This window comes from Shigella sp. FJ200513, assembly GCF_040495915.1.
Classification (GTDB): Bacteria; Pseudomonadota; Gammaproteobacteria; order Enterobacterales; family Enterobacteriaceae; genus ECMA0423.
Map to the genome: position 1 here is coordinate 1 of NZ_JBDYCV010000045.1, position 19,836 is coordinate 19,836.

Genomic DNA, 19,836 nt, shown 5'->3' on the forward strand with positions numbered 1-19,836 from the left:
TGTCCATCAATATAGATGGGCGCGATTGTTGCCAGACAGGACAATTTTCACAAGACGTCGCTGATGGGGCGCTTACTTCCTGAACATTCCCAGCCATAGACAAATCCTTCGCCAAAATTAAAGGGGCATCTGTAAAACGAGGGATTATGCGCGGCAAATAAGAAGTGCGGAAATAGCGAAATGCAAAATTATAACCTGCTGCACATTTTATTTTTAAACGAATAAAATTTGGAAAAAAGCAAGTCAGATAGAAGAAACAAAAAAGCAGAGTGTGAAACAGTAAGTTCACACTTTGCTTGAATTCATTTACACGTGAGCAACGGGTTTCGGCGTATGACCGGCGTTGCGAAGCAGCATCAGCAAATAGATAAACGATACGCTGGCGATCATGATAAACAATAAATTATCGGAGAAATTCTGCATTAGCATAGCGCTAAATGACGGGCCAAGCAGACTTCCCACGGTATAGCTCAACAGTAAGGCTTGGTTCATCGCCACCAGTTGATGATGTTCAACTTTCTCACAAGCCCAGGCCATCGCCACCGGATATAGCGTAAAGCCAGCGGCACCGAGGATGAATAACGCTGGGGCCATCGCCGCCTGGCTAAGCATCGCAATACTGCCGAGAATGACGACAAAGACCTGAACACGCAAAACCAGCAGTCGACCAAACTTATCCGCCAGACGTCCAATCGGCCATTGTCCGAGGATACCCGCACTGACCAGTACCGCCATCCAGAAACCAATACTGGCATTGCTCACCCCTTTGTGATTGAGGTACAGAGGCATCAGGCCATATAGAGATCCCAGAACGATTCCTGAGATAATGCAGCCATTCACGCCAAGCCGCGCCTGACGGAGTTTTAGCATTGCCGTAATTGACGTCGAATCATGGTTTTCAGCCTGCTGATTCAGGACACGCGTAAACAACAGCGGTAAGATCCCTGCCAATGTCAAACCTGTAACCCACGGCAATACGCTCATCAGCTCGGTTGAGACTTTGCTGACCAGTAACTGGCCTAAAAACGTTCCCACGTAATAAACCATCATATACGCAGCAAGCAAACGCCCACGGTTACGTGACGTCCCACTGCACATCAGCGCGCTCTCAACAACCACCCAAATCATGGCACAGCCGACGCCCGCGACAAAACGCCACGCCAACCAGCTCCAGAAACCAATCATCAGGCCAAGGCCGGCACAGCCAGCAGCAAAAATGAAGGAGGACAGATAATAGCTGCGGTTAAAGCCAATGCGTTTAATGACATACCCTGTCAGCAATGTACCGACAAGGTTGCCGGTAAAATAGGATGAGCTGACAACGCCTACCTGCCATGTGGACATGTGTTCCTGGGCGAGCCAAAGCGGCACGAGTGTATTTAACACCGCGATCGCCAGAGTCAACAAAAGCAGGCCAGACAGCAAAAGCATGACAGGCCGGGTATACGTGGACATGAATTAAAACCGTGAGGAAGTTCAAATTTCATGCGCATCATGCCACCGCCAAAAACATTGTCAATGGGTGAAAATACGCGCATATCGCAGCGGCGGTATTATCGATTTATATTACTCATTCATAACGCTAATGCTGAAGAGATGATTAATCTCATCTGATTGTTTTTATTGATCTAACACAAATTTCATACGCTTCGTTCAGTCGAAAAATTTCATGGTCACAGCAAACTCATATTTCCCGTCTATGCTTTCAGAGCAATGCATCGCGTCTGACCGATTTCAGACGTACCACTGACTCTCGAAAGGAGAAGAGGATGACCAAACCGTATGTTCGTCTTGATAAAAATGATGCTGCCGTTTTGCTTGTTGATCACCAGGCTGGTTTACTTTCCCTTGTACGGGATATCGAACCCGATAAGTTTAAAAATAACGTGCTGGCGCTGGGTGACCTGGCTAAGTATTTCAACTTACCAACTATTCTTACCACCAGTTTTGAAACCGGTCCTAACGGCCCATTAGTTCTAGAACTGAAAGCACAATTCCCCGATGCACCTTACATTGCTCGCCCGGGCAATATTAACGCCTGGGATAACGAAGATTTTGTAAAAGCAGTCAAAGCGACAGGTAAAAAACAGTTAATTATTGCCGGTGTGGTAACCGAAGTTTGCGTGGCATTCCCGGCGCTTTCAGCCATTGAAGAAGGGTTTGATGTCTTTGTCGTGACTGATGCATCAGGGACCTTTAATGAAATTACCCGGCATTCGGCGTGGGATCGCATGTCGCAAGCTGGTGCGCAATTGATGACATGGTTCGGCGTGGCTTGCGAGCTGCACCGTGACTGGCGTAATGATATTGAAGGACTGGCGACGTTGTTCTCTAACCATATTCCTGATTATCGTAATTTGATGACCAGTTATGACACGTTAACGAAGCAGAAATAAAAGAGAACCGGGGCCGAAACCCCGGTTGTTACTGATTAGCTTGCGACGGCCATCCCCACGGTCATATGCAAACCATAGAATACGCCGCGACCGATTAATTCCCCTGCCAGAAGCAGAATGAATGAGACGGATAGTAGCGGAACCGCAGGCTGATAACCTTTTAGCTGTGGTGCAATCCACAAGCACAGGGCAACGGCCAAAAGCACGATCCGCCAGGACATCAGCGCACCATAGTCCGGCACCAGCGCTGCGGCCTGCTGCACAGAACTATGAATAGTTGCCAGCTCTGTGCCCTGCATCACTGACATCACGCCACTCACCACCAGTGCCAGTACAGAAATGGCTGGCAGCAGACGCATCGCCCAGCCCATCGGCGTCCAGATGCTGTACCAGGTCGGAACGGTATCAATGCTGTTATACACACGCACCATCATCCAGACAAAGACGACGCCAAGAACCATCGTCACCACCAGCCATAGCGTACGCAATGCCGGTGACAGCTTTTTCAGCATTGCCAGCAACCAGCCGATGCCGCCTACAGCAAAAAAGATCGAACCGCTGGCGATTTCGTTACTGAGTGCTGAAGCCCCTACCCGGTTGAGCGAGTTAAAGGCGCGCATCGGTGAACCAAGATGGAGCATAGAGGCGATAAAGCCAATGCCCATCAGTACCCATAAGCCAAACATGCAGGCGATAACACGCTGCTGGGCTTCTGCTCGCAGGTCGCCTTTGAGCAGCGCCAAAGCCAGAACGATAAAACCACCCGCCACACATTGCCCGAAGACCGTGAAGATCATCAGCGGCCATTCATGCCATCCACTTCCCATCTCACACCTCCTTCGGGTTTGCCAGATAGCCAGTGGTATCCCCGGTCGGGCGGCTATTGGCATTGGGTTTGATCACAATATTCGGTTTGGTAAAGTGAGCTCGCGGCAACGGCGCAACGGCCGCCAGATCGCCATGTTTTTTACGCAGCTCGTCGATAGGGCCGAAATCCAGCGCCCGCAGCGGGCAAGATTCAACACAGATCGGCTTTTTACCCTCCGCAACACGGTCATAACAACCATCGCATTTGGTCATATGGCCTTTCGTTTCGTTATATTGCGGTGCGCCATACGGGCAAGCCATATGACAGTAACGGCAGCCAATGCATACATCTTCATCGACCACAACAAAACCATCTTCGCGTTTATGCATCGCACCGCTCGGGCAGACTTTAGTACAAGCCGGATCTTCGCAGTGGTTGCACGAAATCGACAGATAGTAGGCAAACACGTTCTGGTGCCAGACACCGTTATCTTCCTGCCAGTCGCCGCCAGCATATTCATAAATGCGGCGGAAACTGACTTCTGGCGTCAAATCTTTGTAGTCTTTACAAGCCAGCTCGCAGGTTTTGCAACCGGTGCAACGGCTGGAATCAATAAAAAATCCATACTGGGTTGTCATCGGTTACTCCTTACACCTTTTCAACCTGAACAAGGTTTGTATGTGACGGATTCCCCTTAGCGAGAGGAGACGGACGTTGAGTGGTCAGTACGTTGATACAACCGCCCTTATCGACACGTTTTGCATCCGGGTCATACCAGGCGCCTTCACCCAGTGCGACCACGCCCGGCATCATTCGTGGCGTCACTTTCGCCTCAATATGAACCTCACCACGATCGTTAAAGATCCTGACTTTATCGCCGTTGTGGATACCGCGTTTTTGGGCATCAAGCGGGTTGATCCACATTTCCTGACGGCAAGCCGCTTTCAGCACATCAACGTTGCCGTAAGTTGAGTGAACGCGAGATTTATAGTGGAAACCTGTAAGCTGCAGCGGATACTGTTTGTTCAGCGGATCCTGATAACTTTCAAAGCCCGGCGTGTAGATCGGCAGTGGATCGATCACATCGCCTTCTGGCAATTCCCAGGTAGCGGCAATGTCAGCCAGCGCCTGCGAATAAATCTCAATTTTGCCCGATGGCGTAGTCAGTGGGTTTGCCTGCGGATCTTCACGGAAGGCTTTATAAGCAACGTGATGCCCTTGTGGGTCGCGCTTTTTAAAGATCCCCTGCTTGCGGAACTCTTCAAACGTTGGCAGTTCAGGAATCGCTTCCCGCGACTGGGCATACAGATGCCGCATCCACTCTTCCTGGGTACGGCCTTCAGTAAACTGTTGCTCAACGCCAAGACGTTTTGCCAGTTCGCTGGTCATTTCATAGATGGTCTTACATTCAAAGCGCGGTTTAATCACCTGATCGTTGAAAATCACGTAAGACATATTCCCGCAGGATGCATCCAGTGCAAAGTCCATCTGTTCGGAAGCGGTGCAGTCAGGCAGCAGGATGTCAGCATATTTCGCCGATGAGGTCATGTGGCAGTCGATAACCACAATCAGCTCGCACTTCTTATCATCCTGGAGGATTTCATGGGTACGGTTGATTTCAGAATGCTGGTTAATCAGGCAGTTACCGGCATAGTTCCAGATCATTTTGATCGGCACATCCAGCTTATCTTTCCCGCGCACACCATCACGCAGCGCCGTCATTTCCGGGCCACGTTCAATGGCATCGGTCCACATAAACATCGAAATGCTGGTCTGGATCGGGTTTTCCAAGGTCGGCATACGGACAAACGGTAAGCTGTATGAACCTTCACGCGCGCCGCTGTTCCCTCCATTAATACCAACGTTACCGGTCAGAATCGCCAGCATCGAGATAGCACGGGTTGCGATTTCACCGTTAGCGTGACGCTGCGGGCCCCATCCCTGGCTGATAAACGCCGGTTTGGTACTGCCGATTTCACGAGCCAGTTTGATGATTTTGTCTGCCGGAACACCGGTGATTTGCGAGGCCCATTCCGGTGTTTTAGCCACGCCATCTGGCCCTTCACCCAGAATATAAGCTTTATAATGACCATTTTTCGGCGCACTGGCGGGCAGGGTTTTCTCGTCATAGCCAACGCAATATTTATCGAGGAATGCCTGATCCACCAGGTTTTTAGTGATCATGACGTACGCCAGACCGTTAACCAGTGCGGCATCTGTTCCTGGACGAATAGGGATCCACTCATCTTCGCGCCCGGCACCGGTGTCGGTATAGCGCGGATCGATGATGATCATGCGAGCATTAGATTTCTGGCGTGCCTGTTCAAGATAGTAAGTCACCCCACCGCCACTCATTCGCGTTTCGCCTGGGTTATTACCAAACAGCACTACCAATTTACTGTTTTCGATATCCGACGGGCTGTTACCATCTGCCCAGCCGCCGTAGGTATGGTTCAAACCTTCCGCAATTTGCGCGGAAGAGTAGTCACCGTAATGGTTAAGATAACCGCCGCAGCAGTTCATCAGGCGCGCGACCAGGGTATTTCCCGGCGGCCAGGAGCGGGTCATGGTGCCGCCCAGCGTACCGGTGCCATAGTTCAGATAGATAGACTCGTTGCCGTACTCTTTGATCAGGCGCTGCATATTGGTCGCGATGATGTCGTAGGCTTCTTCCCAGCTAATGCGCTCGAATTTGCCTTCACCGCGCGCCCCGACTCGTTTCATCGGATATTTCAGGCGGTCCGGATTGTAGACACGGTGACGCATGGAACGCCCACGCAGGCAGGCGCGAACCTAGTGTAGGCCGTCGTAATTGTCATCGCCGGTATTGTCGTTTCGACATATTTGATTTCACCGTCCACGACGTGCATACGTAGCGGGCAGCGACTACCACAGTTAACTGTACAGGCGCTCCAGATAACCTTTTCGTCTGATTTTGTTGGAATGGCGCTATCGACAGCGTGCGCAATCCGACTAAAAGGTAATGTTAATGCGCTGCTGGCCATTGCCAGGCCGCCGATCGCTGTCGTTTTTACCAAACCACGGCGACTCTCCTCAGCAGCCAATACCGCATCAGGGATTTTCGTTTTCATAATGGCTCACTCAAGCTTGATCACGATTGATTCCAGTAACAAACCGTATTGTGTAATTATTTCTATAGCAGCTCGCTATATAGGCTTGTATACATAGAATAATTTGAAAATCAAAGAGATAGGTAGATTTTCACTCGAAAGTAGTATTACGTGTAAGTGAGGAGTAATTATTGTTCGGTATCAAAGGGAGACAAAAAAAGCGCCCTAAAGGCGCTTTTTAGATTCAGAAAAATTGGGTATTAGCCAATATATTCCAGTCCGTTCATATACGGACGCAGAACTTCTGGTACTTCAATACGACCATCAGCCTGCTGATAGTTTTCCATTACTGCAACCAGCGTACGACCAACAGCCAGACCAGAACCGTTCAGGGTATGAACCAGACGGGTTTTCTTGTCCGACTTGCTGCGGCAACGTGCCTGCATACGACGTGCCTGGAAATCCCAAACGTTGGAGCAGGAAGAGATCTCACGGTAGGTGTTCTGTGCCGGGATCCATACTTCCAGGTCGTAAGTTTTGCAAGCGCCAAAGCCCATGTCGCCAGTGCAAAGGATGATTTTACGGTACGGCAGGCCCAGCAACTGCAGGACTTTTTCTGCATGACCAGTCATCTCTTCCAGCGCCGCCATTGAGTCTTCTGGGCGCACGATCTGCACCATTTCAACTTTGTCGAACTGGTGCATACGGATCAGACCACGGGTGTCACGACCATATGAACCGGCTTCAGAACGGAAGCATGGGGTGTGGGCGGTCATCTTAATTGGCAGATCATCTTCATCGATGATTTCACCGCGCACCAGGTTAGTCAGCGGAACTTCTGCCGTTGGGATCAGCGCATAGTTACTGGTGTCTGCTTCTTCTTCCAGCGGACGAGTATGGAACAGATCGCCAGCAAATTTCGGCAGCTGACCCGTACCGTACAGCGTGTCCTGGTTAACCAGGTACGGAACATAGTTCTCACTGTAGCCATGCTGTTCGGTATGCAGATCCAGCATAAACTGCGACAGTGCGCGGTGCATGCGAGCAATCTGCCCTTTCATTACCACAAAGCGGGAACCAGTCAGCTTAACTGCAGCTGCAAAGTCGAGGCCAGAGTGCATTTCACCCAGCGTCACGTGGTCACGAACTTCAAAGTCAAACTCACGCGGGGTACCCCAGCGGCTGACTTCAACGTTGTCATTTTCGTCTTTACCTACCGGCACTTCATCTGCAGGCAGGTTAGGGATGGTCAGCGCGATATCGCGAATTTCAGCCTGTAAAGCATCCAGCTCGGCTTTTGCTGCATCCAGCTCTTCGCCCAGTTTGTTCACTTCCAGACGTAAAGGCTCGATATCTTCCCCGCGCGCTTTCGCCTGGCCAATGGATTTCGATCGGGAGTTACGCTCCGCTTGCAGGTTTTCCGTTTTGACCTGCAATACTTTACGACGCTCTTCAAGAGCGCCCAGCTTATCTACATCCAGCTTAAAGCCCCGGCGTGCCAGTTTTTCAGCGACTGCGTCTGGCTCATTACGCAGCAGATTGGGATCGAGCATGCTTATCCTGTGCTTATCGAATTAAATGGGAGATGTGGCCACAGCCTGCGACCACAGGGATACAGTAACAACATTACCGCAACGATAACATTAACGGTAGCGTTTTATGGGGCTATTTTGATCCTGTTCAGCCAGCCAGGCGAGCTTTTCACCAATCTTGCCTTCAAGGCCCCTGTTTGTCGGGAAATAATAGCGTGTTTGTGCTATTTCCGGCGGGAAGTAAACCTCACCGGCAGCATAAGCGTTTGCTTCATCATGAGCATAACGATATTCCTGCCCGTAGCCCATTTCCTTCATTAATTTCGTCGGCGCATTACGCAAATGAACCGGCACGTCATAATCCGGGCGTTCGCGAGCATCGGCCAGCGCGGCTTTAAACGCAGTGTAGACAGCGTTGCTTTTTGGCGCGCAGGCCAGGTAAACAATCGCCTGAGCAATGGCGCGTTCACCTTCCGCCGGGCCAACGCGAGTAAAGCAATCCCAGGCCGCAATTGCCACCTGCATCGCCCGTGGATCGGCATTACCGACGTCTTCAGACGCAATCGCCAGACAGCGACGCGCGACATATAACGGATCGCCACCAGCGGTAATAATTCGCGCATACCAGTACAGCGCCGCATCGGGTGCGCTACCACGTACCGACTTATGCAGTGCGGAAATTAGATCGTAAAAGCGATCGCCTTTGTTATCAAAGCGGGCGCTACGTTCACCGGCGATTTCGGTCAGTAATTCAGGCTTCAGGACCCGCTTACCGCTATCATAGACTTCGGCCATATCCGCCATCATTTCCAGCGTATTTAACGCCCGGCGCGCGTCGCCATTCACCAGTTCTGCAATGGCACGTCGTGTATCATCTGGCAGAACAATATCCTGACCACCATAGCCACGGGTTTTGTCTTCCATCGCCTGAGTTAGTACTTGCTCAATATCCTCTGTACTCAGGGATTTCAACAGATAAACACGGGCACGGGAAAGCAGTGCCGAATTAAGCTCAAACGACGGGTTTTCAGTGGTTGCGCCAATAAAAGTGATGGTGCCGTCTTCAATATGTGGCAGAAATGCATCCTGCTGGCTTTTGTTGAAACGGTGAACTTCGTCAACAAAAAGAATAGTGCGGCGACCTGCATTGCGGTTTTGCCGGGCGCGCTCGATCGCCTCGCGAATCTCTTTCACGCCAGAGGTGACGGCAGAAATACGTTCCACATCAGCGTTCGCATAGCGGGCAATCACTTCAGCGAGGGTTGTTTTGCCGGTACCCGGTGGCCCCCAGAGGATCATAGAATGCAAATGCCCGGCTTCGATAGCGCGCGGCAACGGCTTCCCCGCAGCCAGCAAATGTTGCTGACCGATATACTGTGCTAAATTTTCTGGCCGCATACGCGCGGCCAGAGGTTGAAAAGTATTATCCGAAAAATCGAGCGACAGATTGCTCACTCAGGTGCCTCTACTTACGTTGATCATCTACCGTGACGCCTTGCGGCGGGGTGAAGGTAAATTTCGCTGCATCCACAGCCCCATTTTGCTGGGATTTCAGCTGATAACTGCTGCGCTGATCGTCCTGCTCCACCGCGCTAAACTGATGGATTGTGCCATCACGTCCCACGTTAATGGTGAACTGCTTCAGATTGCCATTGCTGGCTTTCGGCGTCAGGACAAAGTCATCGCCATTCTGTTTGATATTGTACTGCTGCCAGTCGCTGGACTGGTTGCGGGCAATCAGCATAAACGGCGTATTACCGGTGGCATCTTTCAGCCAGGTTGCCGTAGCTTGCTCAACGAACGGGTTATAGAACCACAGTGTTTTACCGTCAGAAACCAGAATGCTTTCATCAGGTTGTGTCATATGCCAGTTGAATAAGTTTGGACGTTTCACCCACAGATCGCCCTGACCTTCCTGCACCGCCGCGCCGCTACCGTCAGTCACTTTTTGTGTGAAGCTGGCGTGGAAGCTGCTGACTTTATCCAGGCGGCTTTTCAGATCGCTTGCGGCATCAGCCCAAACGCTGCTTGCTACTAAGCTTGAGAGTAATGCACAGGTGATAGCAATTTTTTTCATCATTATTCCTCAAATTACGTCACTCCCGATCGGGAGTTCCCTCTACTCTCTATTCCAGGCTAATAATCAGCTTGAGGAAAGAAGAAAATACTGAATTTTCAGTTGATAGAGTGCCGGATGCGACGCTACCGCGCCTTATCCGGCAATGCATTAATTAGTCAAACGGCGGTGGGGCCAGCACTTCACGATTACCGTTGTGCCCCTGTTCGCTGACAATCCCCTGCGCTTCCATCTGTTCGATAATACGCGCTGCACGGTTATAACCAATGCGGAACTGACGCTGTACGCCAGAAATTGACGCTTTGCGTTTTTCAGTGACAAACTGCACCGCCTGATCGAACAACGGATCCAGTTCTTCAGCGCCATCGAAACCACCCGCACCACCTTCGCTTTCGCTGTCGGAGGTGATGCCATCAACATACTGTGGGCGACCACGCGCTTTCCAGTCCTGCACCACGGCATGAACTTCCTGATCGCGAACAAAAGCACCATGGACACGTACCGGCAACGTGGAGTTCGGCCCAGAGTAGAGCATATCCCCCATACCCAGCAGTGATTCCGCGCCAGCCTGATCAAGAATGGTACGTGAGTCAATCTTACTGGATACGGTAAAGGCGATACGGGTCGGAATATTCGCTTTAATCAGACCAGTAATAACATCAACCGATGGACGCTGAGTTGCCAGTACGAGGTGGATACCCGCGGCACGGGCTTTTTGCGCCAGACGAGCTATCAGCTCTTCCACTTTTTTACCTACCGTCATCATCAGGTCGGCAAATTCGTCAACCAACACGACAATGTATGGTTCTTTTTTCAGCACCGGATGCTGGGCATCCATACTGTCACCCGGCTTCCAGTACGGGTCTGGAATCGGACGCATCATGCGATCGGCTTCAGCAATTTTTTCGTTATAACCCGCCAGATTACGCACACCCAGCGCAGACATCAGTTTATACCGACGCTCCATCTCGTTAACACACCAGCGCAGCGCGTTGGCGGCATCTTTCATATCAGTAACGACTTCCGTTAACAGGTGCGGAATGCCTTCATAAACCGAAAGCTCCAGCATTTTCGGGTCGATCATGATGAAACGCACATCTTCTGGCTGTGCTTTATAAAGCATGCTCAGGATCATCGCGTTCACACCGACAGATTTACCGGAACCGGTAGTCCCCGCAACCAACAAGTGCGGCATTTTCGCCAGATCGGCAACCACCGGCTCACCGGCGATATCTTTACCCAGCACCACGGTTAATGGCGACGGATTATCGCGGAATTTGGCGTTATCCAAAACTTCGCGCAGATAAACGGTTTGTCGTTTTTTATTTGGTAACTCCAGACCTACATAGGGTTTGCCAGGAATAACTTCAACGACACGCACCGCCACCGTCGAAAGTGAACGGGCAAGGTCCCGTGACAAGTTAGAAATGCGCGCCGCTTTTACGCCAGGAGCCAGGTTAAGTTCAAAGCGAGTGATAACTGGCCCCGGAGAGTAATTAACGACATCGGCTTTAATACGGAAATCAGCCAGACGCGCTTCCACCAGACGCGCCATTTGTTCAAGCGCAAAGGTATCTACCGGCTCCACTTCGCTCGGCGGCGGTGTCAGCAAATCCAGAGAAGGCAGTGGCGTCGTCGGTTTGTGCAACGGACGGCTGTCGCCATTACGCATCAACAGCGGATGAAGCAGGGTATCCTGCGGCTGTGGCGCAACTGGCTGTTGTGGCTGCTGATACTGCGGCTGCGGTGCAACCGGTTGTTGCGGCTGTTGATACTGCGGCTGCGGCGCAACTGGTTGTTGCGGCTGCTGATATTGCTGCTGTGGCGCAACCGGTTGTTGCGGCTGCTGATATTGTGGCTGCGGCGCAACCTGCTGTTGTGGCTGCTGATACTGCTGCTGTGGCGCAACCGGCTGTTGTGGCTGCTGATACTGCTGCTGTGGTGCAACCGGTTGTTGCGGCTGCTGTACAGGTTCAACAATTGGCGTAAACAGCGGTTCGTGTGGACCATCATCCAGCAACGCTTTCATTGGCGAAAATTCAAAATCATCCAGCGAGAACGGATTCGCCCCAGCCGGTTGTTCGCCGGAATAACGTTGTTGTTGAGTTTGCGCAAACTGACGAGCCAGTTCAGCCTCTGCCGCAGCATCTGCATCTTCTGCGTTTACGGGCACATCATGTTGATACTGTTCGCCATAGCGTTGCTGCTGTGTCTGGGCGAACTGACGTGCCAGTTCATCCTGCTGCATCGCATCGATTTCATCATCGTTATACTGATCGCCAGAATCATACTGATTGCGCTGGGCTTCACGGGCTTTTTCTTCCGCCGCACGCTGTGAGGGCAGCTTAATACCGTAAGACGCCAATTCACGACGAGTTGGCACGCGGATACGTTTCGGTCGTGGCAACTGCGGGCCAATCCCCTCTTTGACCTGCGGACGCGGTCCACCGCTATTTGCCAGACTGAAGACTGGCGCGGCAACGGTTGCGGCAGCCCCCGTCGCCAGTGTCGCTTTTTTCACGCCAGATGCCAGCGGAGAAACAGCGGCAGCGGCTTCTACTGGAGGTACTGCTGCAACAGAAGGTGCTTTCAGCGAAGATTTGATCGGTTCTGGTTCTTTAACCGGTTCTGGAATCGGTTGATACCAGGCCGCAAGTTGTTCACGTTCACGGGCTCGCTTCTCTTCCACTTCTTCAAAATAGTAAAGCGGCGGACGCGCGGGTTTTGTCTCTTCTACAACGGGTTCAGGCTCCACAACAGGCTGCTGTTCAACGGGTTGCGGCTGTTGGTACAACGGCTCCTGAGCGGCTGGCTGCTGATAAGTTTGCTCAGTCTGGTATGTAGACTGTGGAGCAAAAGTGGATTGCTGCTCTTCGGCTTGCCAGGCGTTACCTGCCACCGGTTGTTCTGGCGCAGGGGCATAATACGGCTGTTGCGCAGGTTGTTCAGCTGCAGGTGCATAATACGGCTGCTGCGGCTGTACTGGTTGTTGCAGCGGCTCATTATATTGCACTGCAGGCTGCGCATATTGTGACTGCTGTGGGTAACCTTCCGGTGCAGGAGCAATAACCGGCTCTCCCGTTTGTGGACCCGGTACAGGCTGCCAGGCTACTGTAGGTTGCGAAGGTGGAACATCAACAGAGGCAACAGGCGGCGTCTGAGTCACAGGTTCAACCGGCGCAGCCCAGCTTTGTGTCGCCGTGGTAGCAGCAGCTGCTACAGCGACAGGTTCGGTAATTGGCGCACTGTTTAATAATGGATCGTATTCGTCATATTCTGGCTGCGTTGCACGATTGCCCGAAAATAGGACGTCGTCCGGGTCGGCAGCCACACCGCGTGCAGTGTAGGTAATCTCTTCGTCATCATCCATCCGCTTACCGGAGAACAACGCAGCGTCTGTTTGCCGCCCCATCGGATTAATGAATTTTTCCGCCAACCGTTTACGACGCGCTAGCGCGCCGCGAAGAATACGGGCACGGCGTGATTCATGCTGTTTGCCGTGATTTTCATCTTCATACTCTTCGTCGTCTTCATACTCATCTTCATCGACCCAGGTATCATCGCGACGGGTACGATTACTGGCGAAGGTGAGAATGTTTAAAATCCAGCCGCCGAGTTTTTCAGCAATGGTCACCCATGACCAACCGGTGAACAACGTCAGGCCCGCTGCCCAAACGCAGAGCAGCGCAATAGTTCCCCCGCTACTGTGTAGCAGTGGTTGTAGCGTAGTGCTTAGTAAGCTGCCAATGACGCCACCGGAGGCAAAATACCAGATATCGTCAGCGTTGATTGCCGCCAGACCACAGGAGGTAAGGATGAGCGCCAAAACGCCAATGATGCGTAGCGAAACGGCAAAATAATCAATGTATTCGTCGCTGGACTGATGACGCCAGGCAAACCAACAACCGCCGACAATAATGACGGGAATGGTGTAAGCCATCACGCCAAAAATAAAGAACAGCGTATCTGCCAACCACGCACCGGGCATCCCACCTAAATTATGGATAGGTTCATGCCAGGCCGTTTGCGACCAGCTGGGGTCCGAAGGGTTAAAGCTTAGTAAGGCAGCCATCAACCAGACGGCAAACAGGACAATAAGGATCAGCAATGCCTCCAGAAGGCGGCGGCCGCTACTTAACTTTGTCAATGTGACTTCTTTGTCTTCAGTGTATTCCTGGCTCAAGAAAGGCTCTCCAGGTTACAGGCTTTTCCTGCCCGATGCTAAAACGGACAACAGTACCAGGTTACCCCAGTACTGTTGCTGTATGGATTAACAGGAGTGTAATCAAAATACGCCGATTTTGCACCTGTTCCGTGTTAGCGCGTCTTAATAACCAGACGATTACTCTGCTTGACTTCTTCCATAACAACGTATGTCCGTGTGTCATTGACGCCAGGCAGACGCAGCAGGGTTTCCCCCAGCAACTTACGGTAAGCTGACATATCCGGCACGCGTGTTTTCAACAGGTAGTCGAAATCACCAGATACTAAATGACACTCCTGAATTTCTTCAAGTTTTTGTACAGCGGTATTGAATTGTTCAAACACATCCGGTGCGCCACGATTCAGAGTAATCTCAACGAATACCAGAAGTGATGCATCCAGATAATGGGGGTTAAGCAGCGCCGTATAGCCCTGAATAAACCCTTGTCTTTCCAGCCGACGCACACGCTCAAGGCACGGCGTTGGGGAAAGTCCCACACGTTTAGAAAGCTCGACGTTAGAAATACGCCCATCCTTTTGCAACTCATTAAGAATGTTACGATCGATACGGTCGAGATCTTTGCCAGGGCGCTTCTTGCTATCTACCATTATTATTGTCTCTCTGTATTCCTTCCCTACTCCTGTCTGACCCTGAAACATCACTGTTCAGAGTCGCTACCCGTCACGATAGACCGAAATCATGAAGATTCACGGCGCGCAATGCCTGGGTCTACGGTGAGAAGACCGTTGCCTTGTGGCAGCTATCGACATCACGAATGGCGTCTGTCCACGCCATACGTAGATTTCACTAGCACGGTAAACATGGTATTTACATACATGGTTATGCGCATATAAGAATACTGTTTTTTTCTTCCTCGAATGTTTTCGCAAAACACCAGGGGATTGTCAAAGCAAAACATCGATTTTTAGTACAACATGCCAGATATTCATTAACAGGGGCGTTTATTCATCATTTAATCGGCTTATAAAGCGGGAAATTTAAGTAGCAGAGGTGATAATGACGGGAGAATTTGACCTGCTTATCGATGCTGCCGATTGCACAAATTGTTAACAAAATCGTCATACTCTTTTTTTACGTCTGTAAATTCCCTACAATCCTGCCCATTGTCTGCCAACAACTATGGGGATCTCATGGGCACGACCAAACACAGTAAACTGCTTATCCTGGGTTCAGGCCCGGCGGGATACACCGCTGCTGTCTACGCGGCGCGCGCCAACCTGCAACCTGTGCTGATTACCGGCATGGAAAAAGGCGGCCAACTGACCACCACCACGGAAGTGGAAAACTGGCCTGGTGATCCAAACGATCTGACCGGTCCGTTATTAATGGCGCGCATGCACGAACATGCCACCAAGTTTGAAACTGAGATCATTTTTGATCATATCAACAAGGTGGATCTGCAAAACCGTCCGTTCCGTCTGAATGGCGATAACGGCGAATACACTTGCGACGCGCTGATTATTGCCACCGGAGCTTCTGCACGCTATCTCGGCCTGCCCTCTGAAGAAGCCTTTAAAGGCCGTGGGGTTTCTGCTTGTGCAACCTGCGACGGTTTCTTCTATCGCAACCAGAAAGTTGCGGTCATCGGCGGCGGCAATACCGCGGTTGAAGAGGCGCTGTATCTGTCTAACATCGCTTCGGAAGTGCATCTGATTCACCGCCGTGACGGTTTCCGCGCGGAAAAAATCCTTATTAAGCGTCTGATGGATAAAGTGGAGAACGGCAACATCATTCTGCACACCAACCGTACGCTGGAAGAAGTGACCGGCGATCAAATGGGTGTCACTGGCGTTCGTCTGCGCGATACGCAAAACAGCGATAACATCGAGTCACTCGACGTTGCCGGTCTGTTTGTTGCTATCGGTCACAGCCCGAATACTGCGATTTTCGAAGGGCAGCTGGAACTGGAAAACGGCTACATCAAAGTACAGTCGGGTATTCATGGTAATGCCACCCAGACCAGCATTCCTGGCGTCTTTGCCGCAGGCGACGTGATGGATCACATTTATCGCCAGGCCATTACTTCGGCCGGTACTGGCTGCATGGCAGCACTTGATGCGGAACGCTACCTCGATGGTTTAGCTGACGCAAAATAATTTTACAAATCAGTAACAAAAGTAAAGAAGGCGACACCTTGCGACTATGGGTCGCCTTTATTTTTTCCCCGTTGTAACATTGCTCTGCAAATAATTCTGATAACTCACCTGCTAAGCGTGCAATGAATAAATCTCGTCAAAAAGAGTTAACCCGCTGGTTAAAACAGCAAAGCGTCATCTCCCAACGTTGGCTGAATATTTCTCGTCTGCTGGGCTTTGTAAGCGGCATATTGATCATTGCCCAGGCCTGGTTCATGGCGCGAATTCTGCAACATATGATTATGGAGAATATTCCCCGTGAAGCCCTGCTGCTTCCCTTTACGTTACTGGTTCTGACCTTTGTATTGCGCGCATGGGTGGTCTGGTTACGCGAACGGGTGGGTTATCACGCCGGGCAGCATATCCGCTTTGCCATCCGCCGTCAGGTTCTCGACCGTCTGCAACAAGCAGGGCCAGCGTGGATTCAGGGTAAACCTGCGGGGAGCTGGGCGACGCTGGTACTCGAGCAAATTGACGATATGCATGATTACTATGCACGCTATCTGCCGCAAATGGCGCTGGCAGTGTCGGTGCCGTTGCTGATTGTGGTGGCGATCTTCCCCTCTAACTGGGCTGCGGCGCTCATTCTGCTGGGCACAGCACCGCTAATTCCGTTGTTTATGGCGCTGGTTGGAATGGGGGCTGCCGATGCTAACCGGCGTAACTTTCTCGCTCTTGCTCGCTTAAGTGGGCATTTCCTCGATCGCCTGCGCGGCATGGAAACATTGCGTATTTTTGGTCGTGGTGAAGCTGAAATTGAAAGTATTCGTTCTGCTTCGGAAGATTTCCGCCAACGGACAATGGAAGTGCTACGACTGGCGTTTTTATCCTCCGGCATTCTCGAATTTTTTACCTCGCTGTCAATTGCTCTGGTGGCGGTCTACTTTGGTTTTTCCTATCTCGGCGAGCTGGATTTTGGTCACTACGATACTGGGGTGACGCTGGCTGCAGGTTTTCTGGCCCTGATCCTTGCGCCAGAGTTTTTCCAGCCATTACGCGATCTCGGTACGTTTTATCATGCTAAAGCCCAGGCTGTTGGTGCAGCTGACAGTCTGAAAACGTTTATGGAAACCCCGCTCGCCCATCCGCAGCGCGGTGAGGCGGAATTAGCATTGACCGATCCGCTGACCATTGAGGCCGAGGATCTGTTTATCACGTCGCCGGAAGGTAAAACGCTGGCCGGACCGCTGAACTTTACTTTGCCAGCAGGCCAACGTGCAGTGTTGGTTGGCCGCAGCGGTTCAGGTAAAAGCTCACTGCTGAACGCGCTTTCTGGTTTTCTCTCATATCAGGGATCATTACGAATCAACGGGATAGAATTACGTGATTTATCACCAGAATCATGGCGTAAACATCTCTCCTGGGTTGGGCAAAACCCACAATTACCGGCAGCAAAATTGCGGGATAACGTACTACTGGCGCGACCTGATGCCAGCGAACAAGAATTACAAGCAGCGCTGGATAACGCCTGGGTCAGCGAGTTTCTACCGCTCCTGCCACAAGGCGTTGATACACCTGTTGGCGACCAGGCTGCCCGCCTTTCCGTGGGGCAGGCGCAGCGCGTGGCGGTGGCCCGTGCGTTACTAAATCCCTGTTCGCTATTACTGTTGGATGAACCCGCTGCCAGCCTTGATGCTCACAGTGAACAGCGCGTAATGGAGGCGCTGAATGCCGCCTCTCTGCGCCAGACAACGTTAATGGTCACCCACCAGTTAGAAGATCTTGCTGACTGGGATGTCATTTGGGTTATGCAGGATGGCCGGATTATTGAGCAAGGACGTTACGCGGAATTAAGTGTGGCTGGTGGCCCATTCGCCACATTACTGGCCCATCGTCAGGAGGAGATTTAAATGCGCGCTTTGCTACCCTATCTGGCACTGTATAAACGTCATAAATGGATGTTAAGTCTTGGTATTGTGCTGGCAATTGTGACGCTGCTCGCCAGTATCGGTCTGTTGACACTTTCCGGCTGGTTCCTCTCGGCCTCAGCGGTTGCGGGGGTTGCCGGACTGTACAGCTTCAACTATATGCTACCCGCTGCGGGCGTGCGTGGTGCCGCAATCACCCGTACTGCCGGGCGTTATTTTGAACGTCTGGTAAGTCACGACGCGACTTTCCGCGTGTTGCAGCATCTGCGCATTTACACCTTCAGCAAATTGTTGCCCCTCTCCCCTGCCGGACTGGCGCGCTATCGTCAGGGCGAATTGCTCAACCGCGTGGTGGCGGATGTTGATACGCTCGATCATCTTTACCTGCGCGTTATCTCGCCGCTGGTGGGCGCTTTTGTGGTGATTATGGTGGTGACAATCGGGTTAAGTTTCCTTGATTTCACCCTCGCCTTTACGCTGGGCAGCGTTATGTTACTGACGCTTTTCCTGATGCCACCGCTGTTTTATCGTGCGGGAAAAAGCACCGGGCAAAATCTGACTCATCTTCGCGGACAGTATCGCCAACAACTGACGGCCTGGCTGCAAGGGCAAGCTGAGCTGACCATTTTTGGTGCCAGCGATCGTTATCGCACGCAACTAGAGAATACAGAAATTCAATGGCTGGAAGCGCAACGCCGTCAATCTGAACTGACCGCATTGTCGCAAGCGATAATGCTGCTCATTGGCGCGTTAGCGGTGATCCTGATGCTGTGGATGGCGTCTGGCGGCGTTGGCGGCAATGCTCAACCCGGCGCATTAATTGCCCTGTTTGTCTTTTGTGCGTTAGCCGCGTTTGAAGCACTGGCACCAGTAACGGGTGCATTTCAGCATCTGGGGCAAGTCATTGCCTCTGCCGTACGTATCTCTGACTTAACGGATCAAAAACCGGAGGTCACCTTCCCTGATACCCAAACTCGTGTTGCCGATCGCGTTTCGCTGACATTACGGGATGTTCAGTTCACTTATCCGGAGCAATCCCAACAGGCACTTAAAGGGATTTCTCTTCAGGTAAACGCCGGGGAACATATAGCGATTCTCGGGCGAACCGGATGCGGCAAATCAACACTGTTACAACTGCTGACCCGCGCATGGGACCCGCAACAGGGCGAGATTTTGCTTAACGATAGCCCCATAGCCAGCCTGAATGAAGCGGCTCTACGACAGACCATCAGCGTTGTTCCTCAGCGAGTGCATCTGTTTAGCGCCACACTGCGTGATAATCTGTTACTCGCCTCGCCTGGCAGTAGTGATGAGGCTCTGTCGGAGATCTTGCGTCGCGTTGGTCTGGAGAAGCTGCTCGAGGATGCAGGTCTCAACAGTTGGTTAGGTGAAGGCGGACGCCAGCTCTCCGGTGGTGAACTGCGCCGTCTGGCTATCGCCCGTACGCTGTTACATGATGCGCCACTGGTGTTGCTGGATGAACCTACCGAAGGCTTAGATGCCACAACCGAAAGCCAGATCCTTGAATTGCTTGCAAAAATGATGCGTGAGAAAACGGTGTTAATGGTCACCCATCGACTTCGCGGACTCTCTCGTTTCCAACAAATAATAGTGATGGACAACGGGCAAATTATTGAGCAAGGTACTCACGCAGAACTGCTTGCCAGACAGGGGCGTTATTACCAGTTCAAGCAGGGTTTGTAAGCTATTATTGAACGATCCGA

General features: G+C 51.6%; 12 protein-coding genes and 1 pseudogene. 4 read left to right on the forward strand and 9 right to left on the reverse strand.

Going from position 1 to position 19,836, the window contains the following annotated elements; all coding sequences use genetic code 11:
- Positions 1–306: 306 nt before the first annotated feature.
- Complete coding sequence (locus ABZJ92_RS11580; RefSeq protein ID WP_000109301.1) at positions 307–1,455, reverse strand: MFS transporter; 1,149 nt, start codon at positions 1,453–1,455, stop codon at positions 307–309.
- Positions 1,456–1,769: 314 nt separating this feature from the next.
- On the opposite strand from ABZJ92_RS11580, the gene ycaC reads away from it, so the two are divergent.
- Positions 1,770–2,396, forward strand: coding sequence for an isochorismate family cysteine hydrolase YcaC (gene ycaC / locus ABZJ92_RS11585; RefSeq protein WP_000165870.1), 627 nt, complete (start codon positions 1,770–1,772; stop codon positions 2,394–2,396).
- Between the two features lie 35 nt (positions 2,397–2,431).
- On the opposite strand, the gene ABZJ92_RS11590 is transcribed toward ycaC, so the two are convergent.
- The 8 genes and pseudogenes from ABZJ92_RS11590 to lrp form a co-directional block, all read right to left on the reverse strand.
- Positions 2,432–3,223, reverse strand: coding sequence for a dimethyl sulfoxide reductase anchor subunit family protein (locus ABZJ92_RS11590; RefSeq protein WP_000534651.1), 792 nt, complete (start codon positions 3,221–3,223; stop codon positions 2,432–2,434).
- 1 nt (position 3,224) lies between these two features.
- Positions 3,225–3,842 carry a dimethylsulfoxide reductase iron-sulfur subunit DmsB gene (gene dmsB / locus ABZJ92_RS11595; RefSeq protein WP_000213098.1) on the reverse strand — a complete coding sequence of 206 codons (618 nt, stop codon included), beginning with the start codon at positions 3,840–3,842 and terminating at the stop codon, positions 3,225–3,227.
- Between the two features lie 10 nt (positions 3,843–3,852).
- Positions 3,853–6,296: pseudogene (gene dmsA, locus ABZJ92_RS11600) on the reverse strand (dimethylsulfoxide reductase subunit A).
- A 239-nt stretch (positions 6,297–6,535) separates the two neighbouring features.
- Positions 6,536–7,828, reverse strand: coding sequence for a serine--tRNA ligase (gene serS, locus ABZJ92_RS11605; RefSeq protein ID WP_000886683.1), 1,293 nt, complete (start codon positions 7,826–7,828; stop codon positions 6,536–6,538).
- 90 nt (positions 7,829–7,918) lie between these two features.
- Complete coding sequence (gene rarA, locus ABZJ92_RS11610; RefSeq protein WP_000067746.1) at positions 7,919–9,262, reverse strand: replication-associated recombination protein RarA; 1,344 nt, start codon at positions 9,260–9,262, stop codon at positions 7,919–7,921.
- Positions 9,263–9,272: 10 nt separating this feature from the next.
- Positions 9,273–9,884: an outer membrane lipoprotein chaperone LolA gene (lolA, locus tag ABZJ92_RS11615; protein ID WP_001295343.1), complete on the reverse strand. Its 612-nt coding sequence runs from the start codon at positions 9,882–9,884 to the stop codon at positions 9,273–9,275.
- Between the two features lie 154 nt (positions 9,885–10,038).
- Positions 10,039–14,067: a DNA translocase FtsK gene (ftsK, locus tag ABZJ92_RS11620; protein ID WP_000077083.1), complete on the reverse strand. Its 4,029-nt coding sequence runs from the start codon at positions 14,065–14,067 to the stop codon at positions 10,039–10,041.
- Between the two features lie 134 nt (positions 14,068–14,201).
- Entirely contained in the window at positions 14,202–14,696 is a 495-nt protein-coding gene (gene lrp / locus ABZJ92_RS11625; protein WP_000228473.1) for a leucine-responsive transcriptional regulator Lrp, read from the reverse strand.
- Positions 14,697–15,239: 543 nt separating this feature from the next.
- Between lrp and trxB the strand changes: the two genes are divergently transcribed.
- The 3 genes from trxB to cydC all read left to right on the forward strand — a co-directional run bounded on the left by trxB (position 15,240) and on the right by cydC (position 19,816).
- The gene (gene trxB, locus ABZJ92_RS11630; RefSeq protein ID WP_000537402.1) at positions 15,240–16,205 is read left to right on the forward strand and encodes a thioredoxin-disulfide reductase; all 966 of its coding nucleotides are present in this window, start codon (positions 15,240–15,242) and stop codon (positions 16,203–16,205) included.
- A 122-nt stretch (positions 16,206–16,327) separates the two neighbouring features.
- Complete coding sequence (gene cydD, locus ABZJ92_RS11635) at positions 16,328–18,094, forward strand: heme ABC transporter permease/ATP-binding protein CydD (RefSeq protein WP_001043574.1); 1,767 nt, start codon at positions 16,328–16,330, stop codon at positions 18,092–18,094.
- Positions 18,095–19,816: a heme ABC transporter ATP-binding protein/permease CydC gene (gene cydC / locus ABZJ92_RS11640; RefSeq protein ID WP_001202220.1), complete on the forward strand. Its 1,722-nt coding sequence runs from the start codon at positions 18,095–18,097 to the stop codon at positions 19,814–19,816.
- Positions 19,817–19,836: the final 20 nt, after the last annotated feature.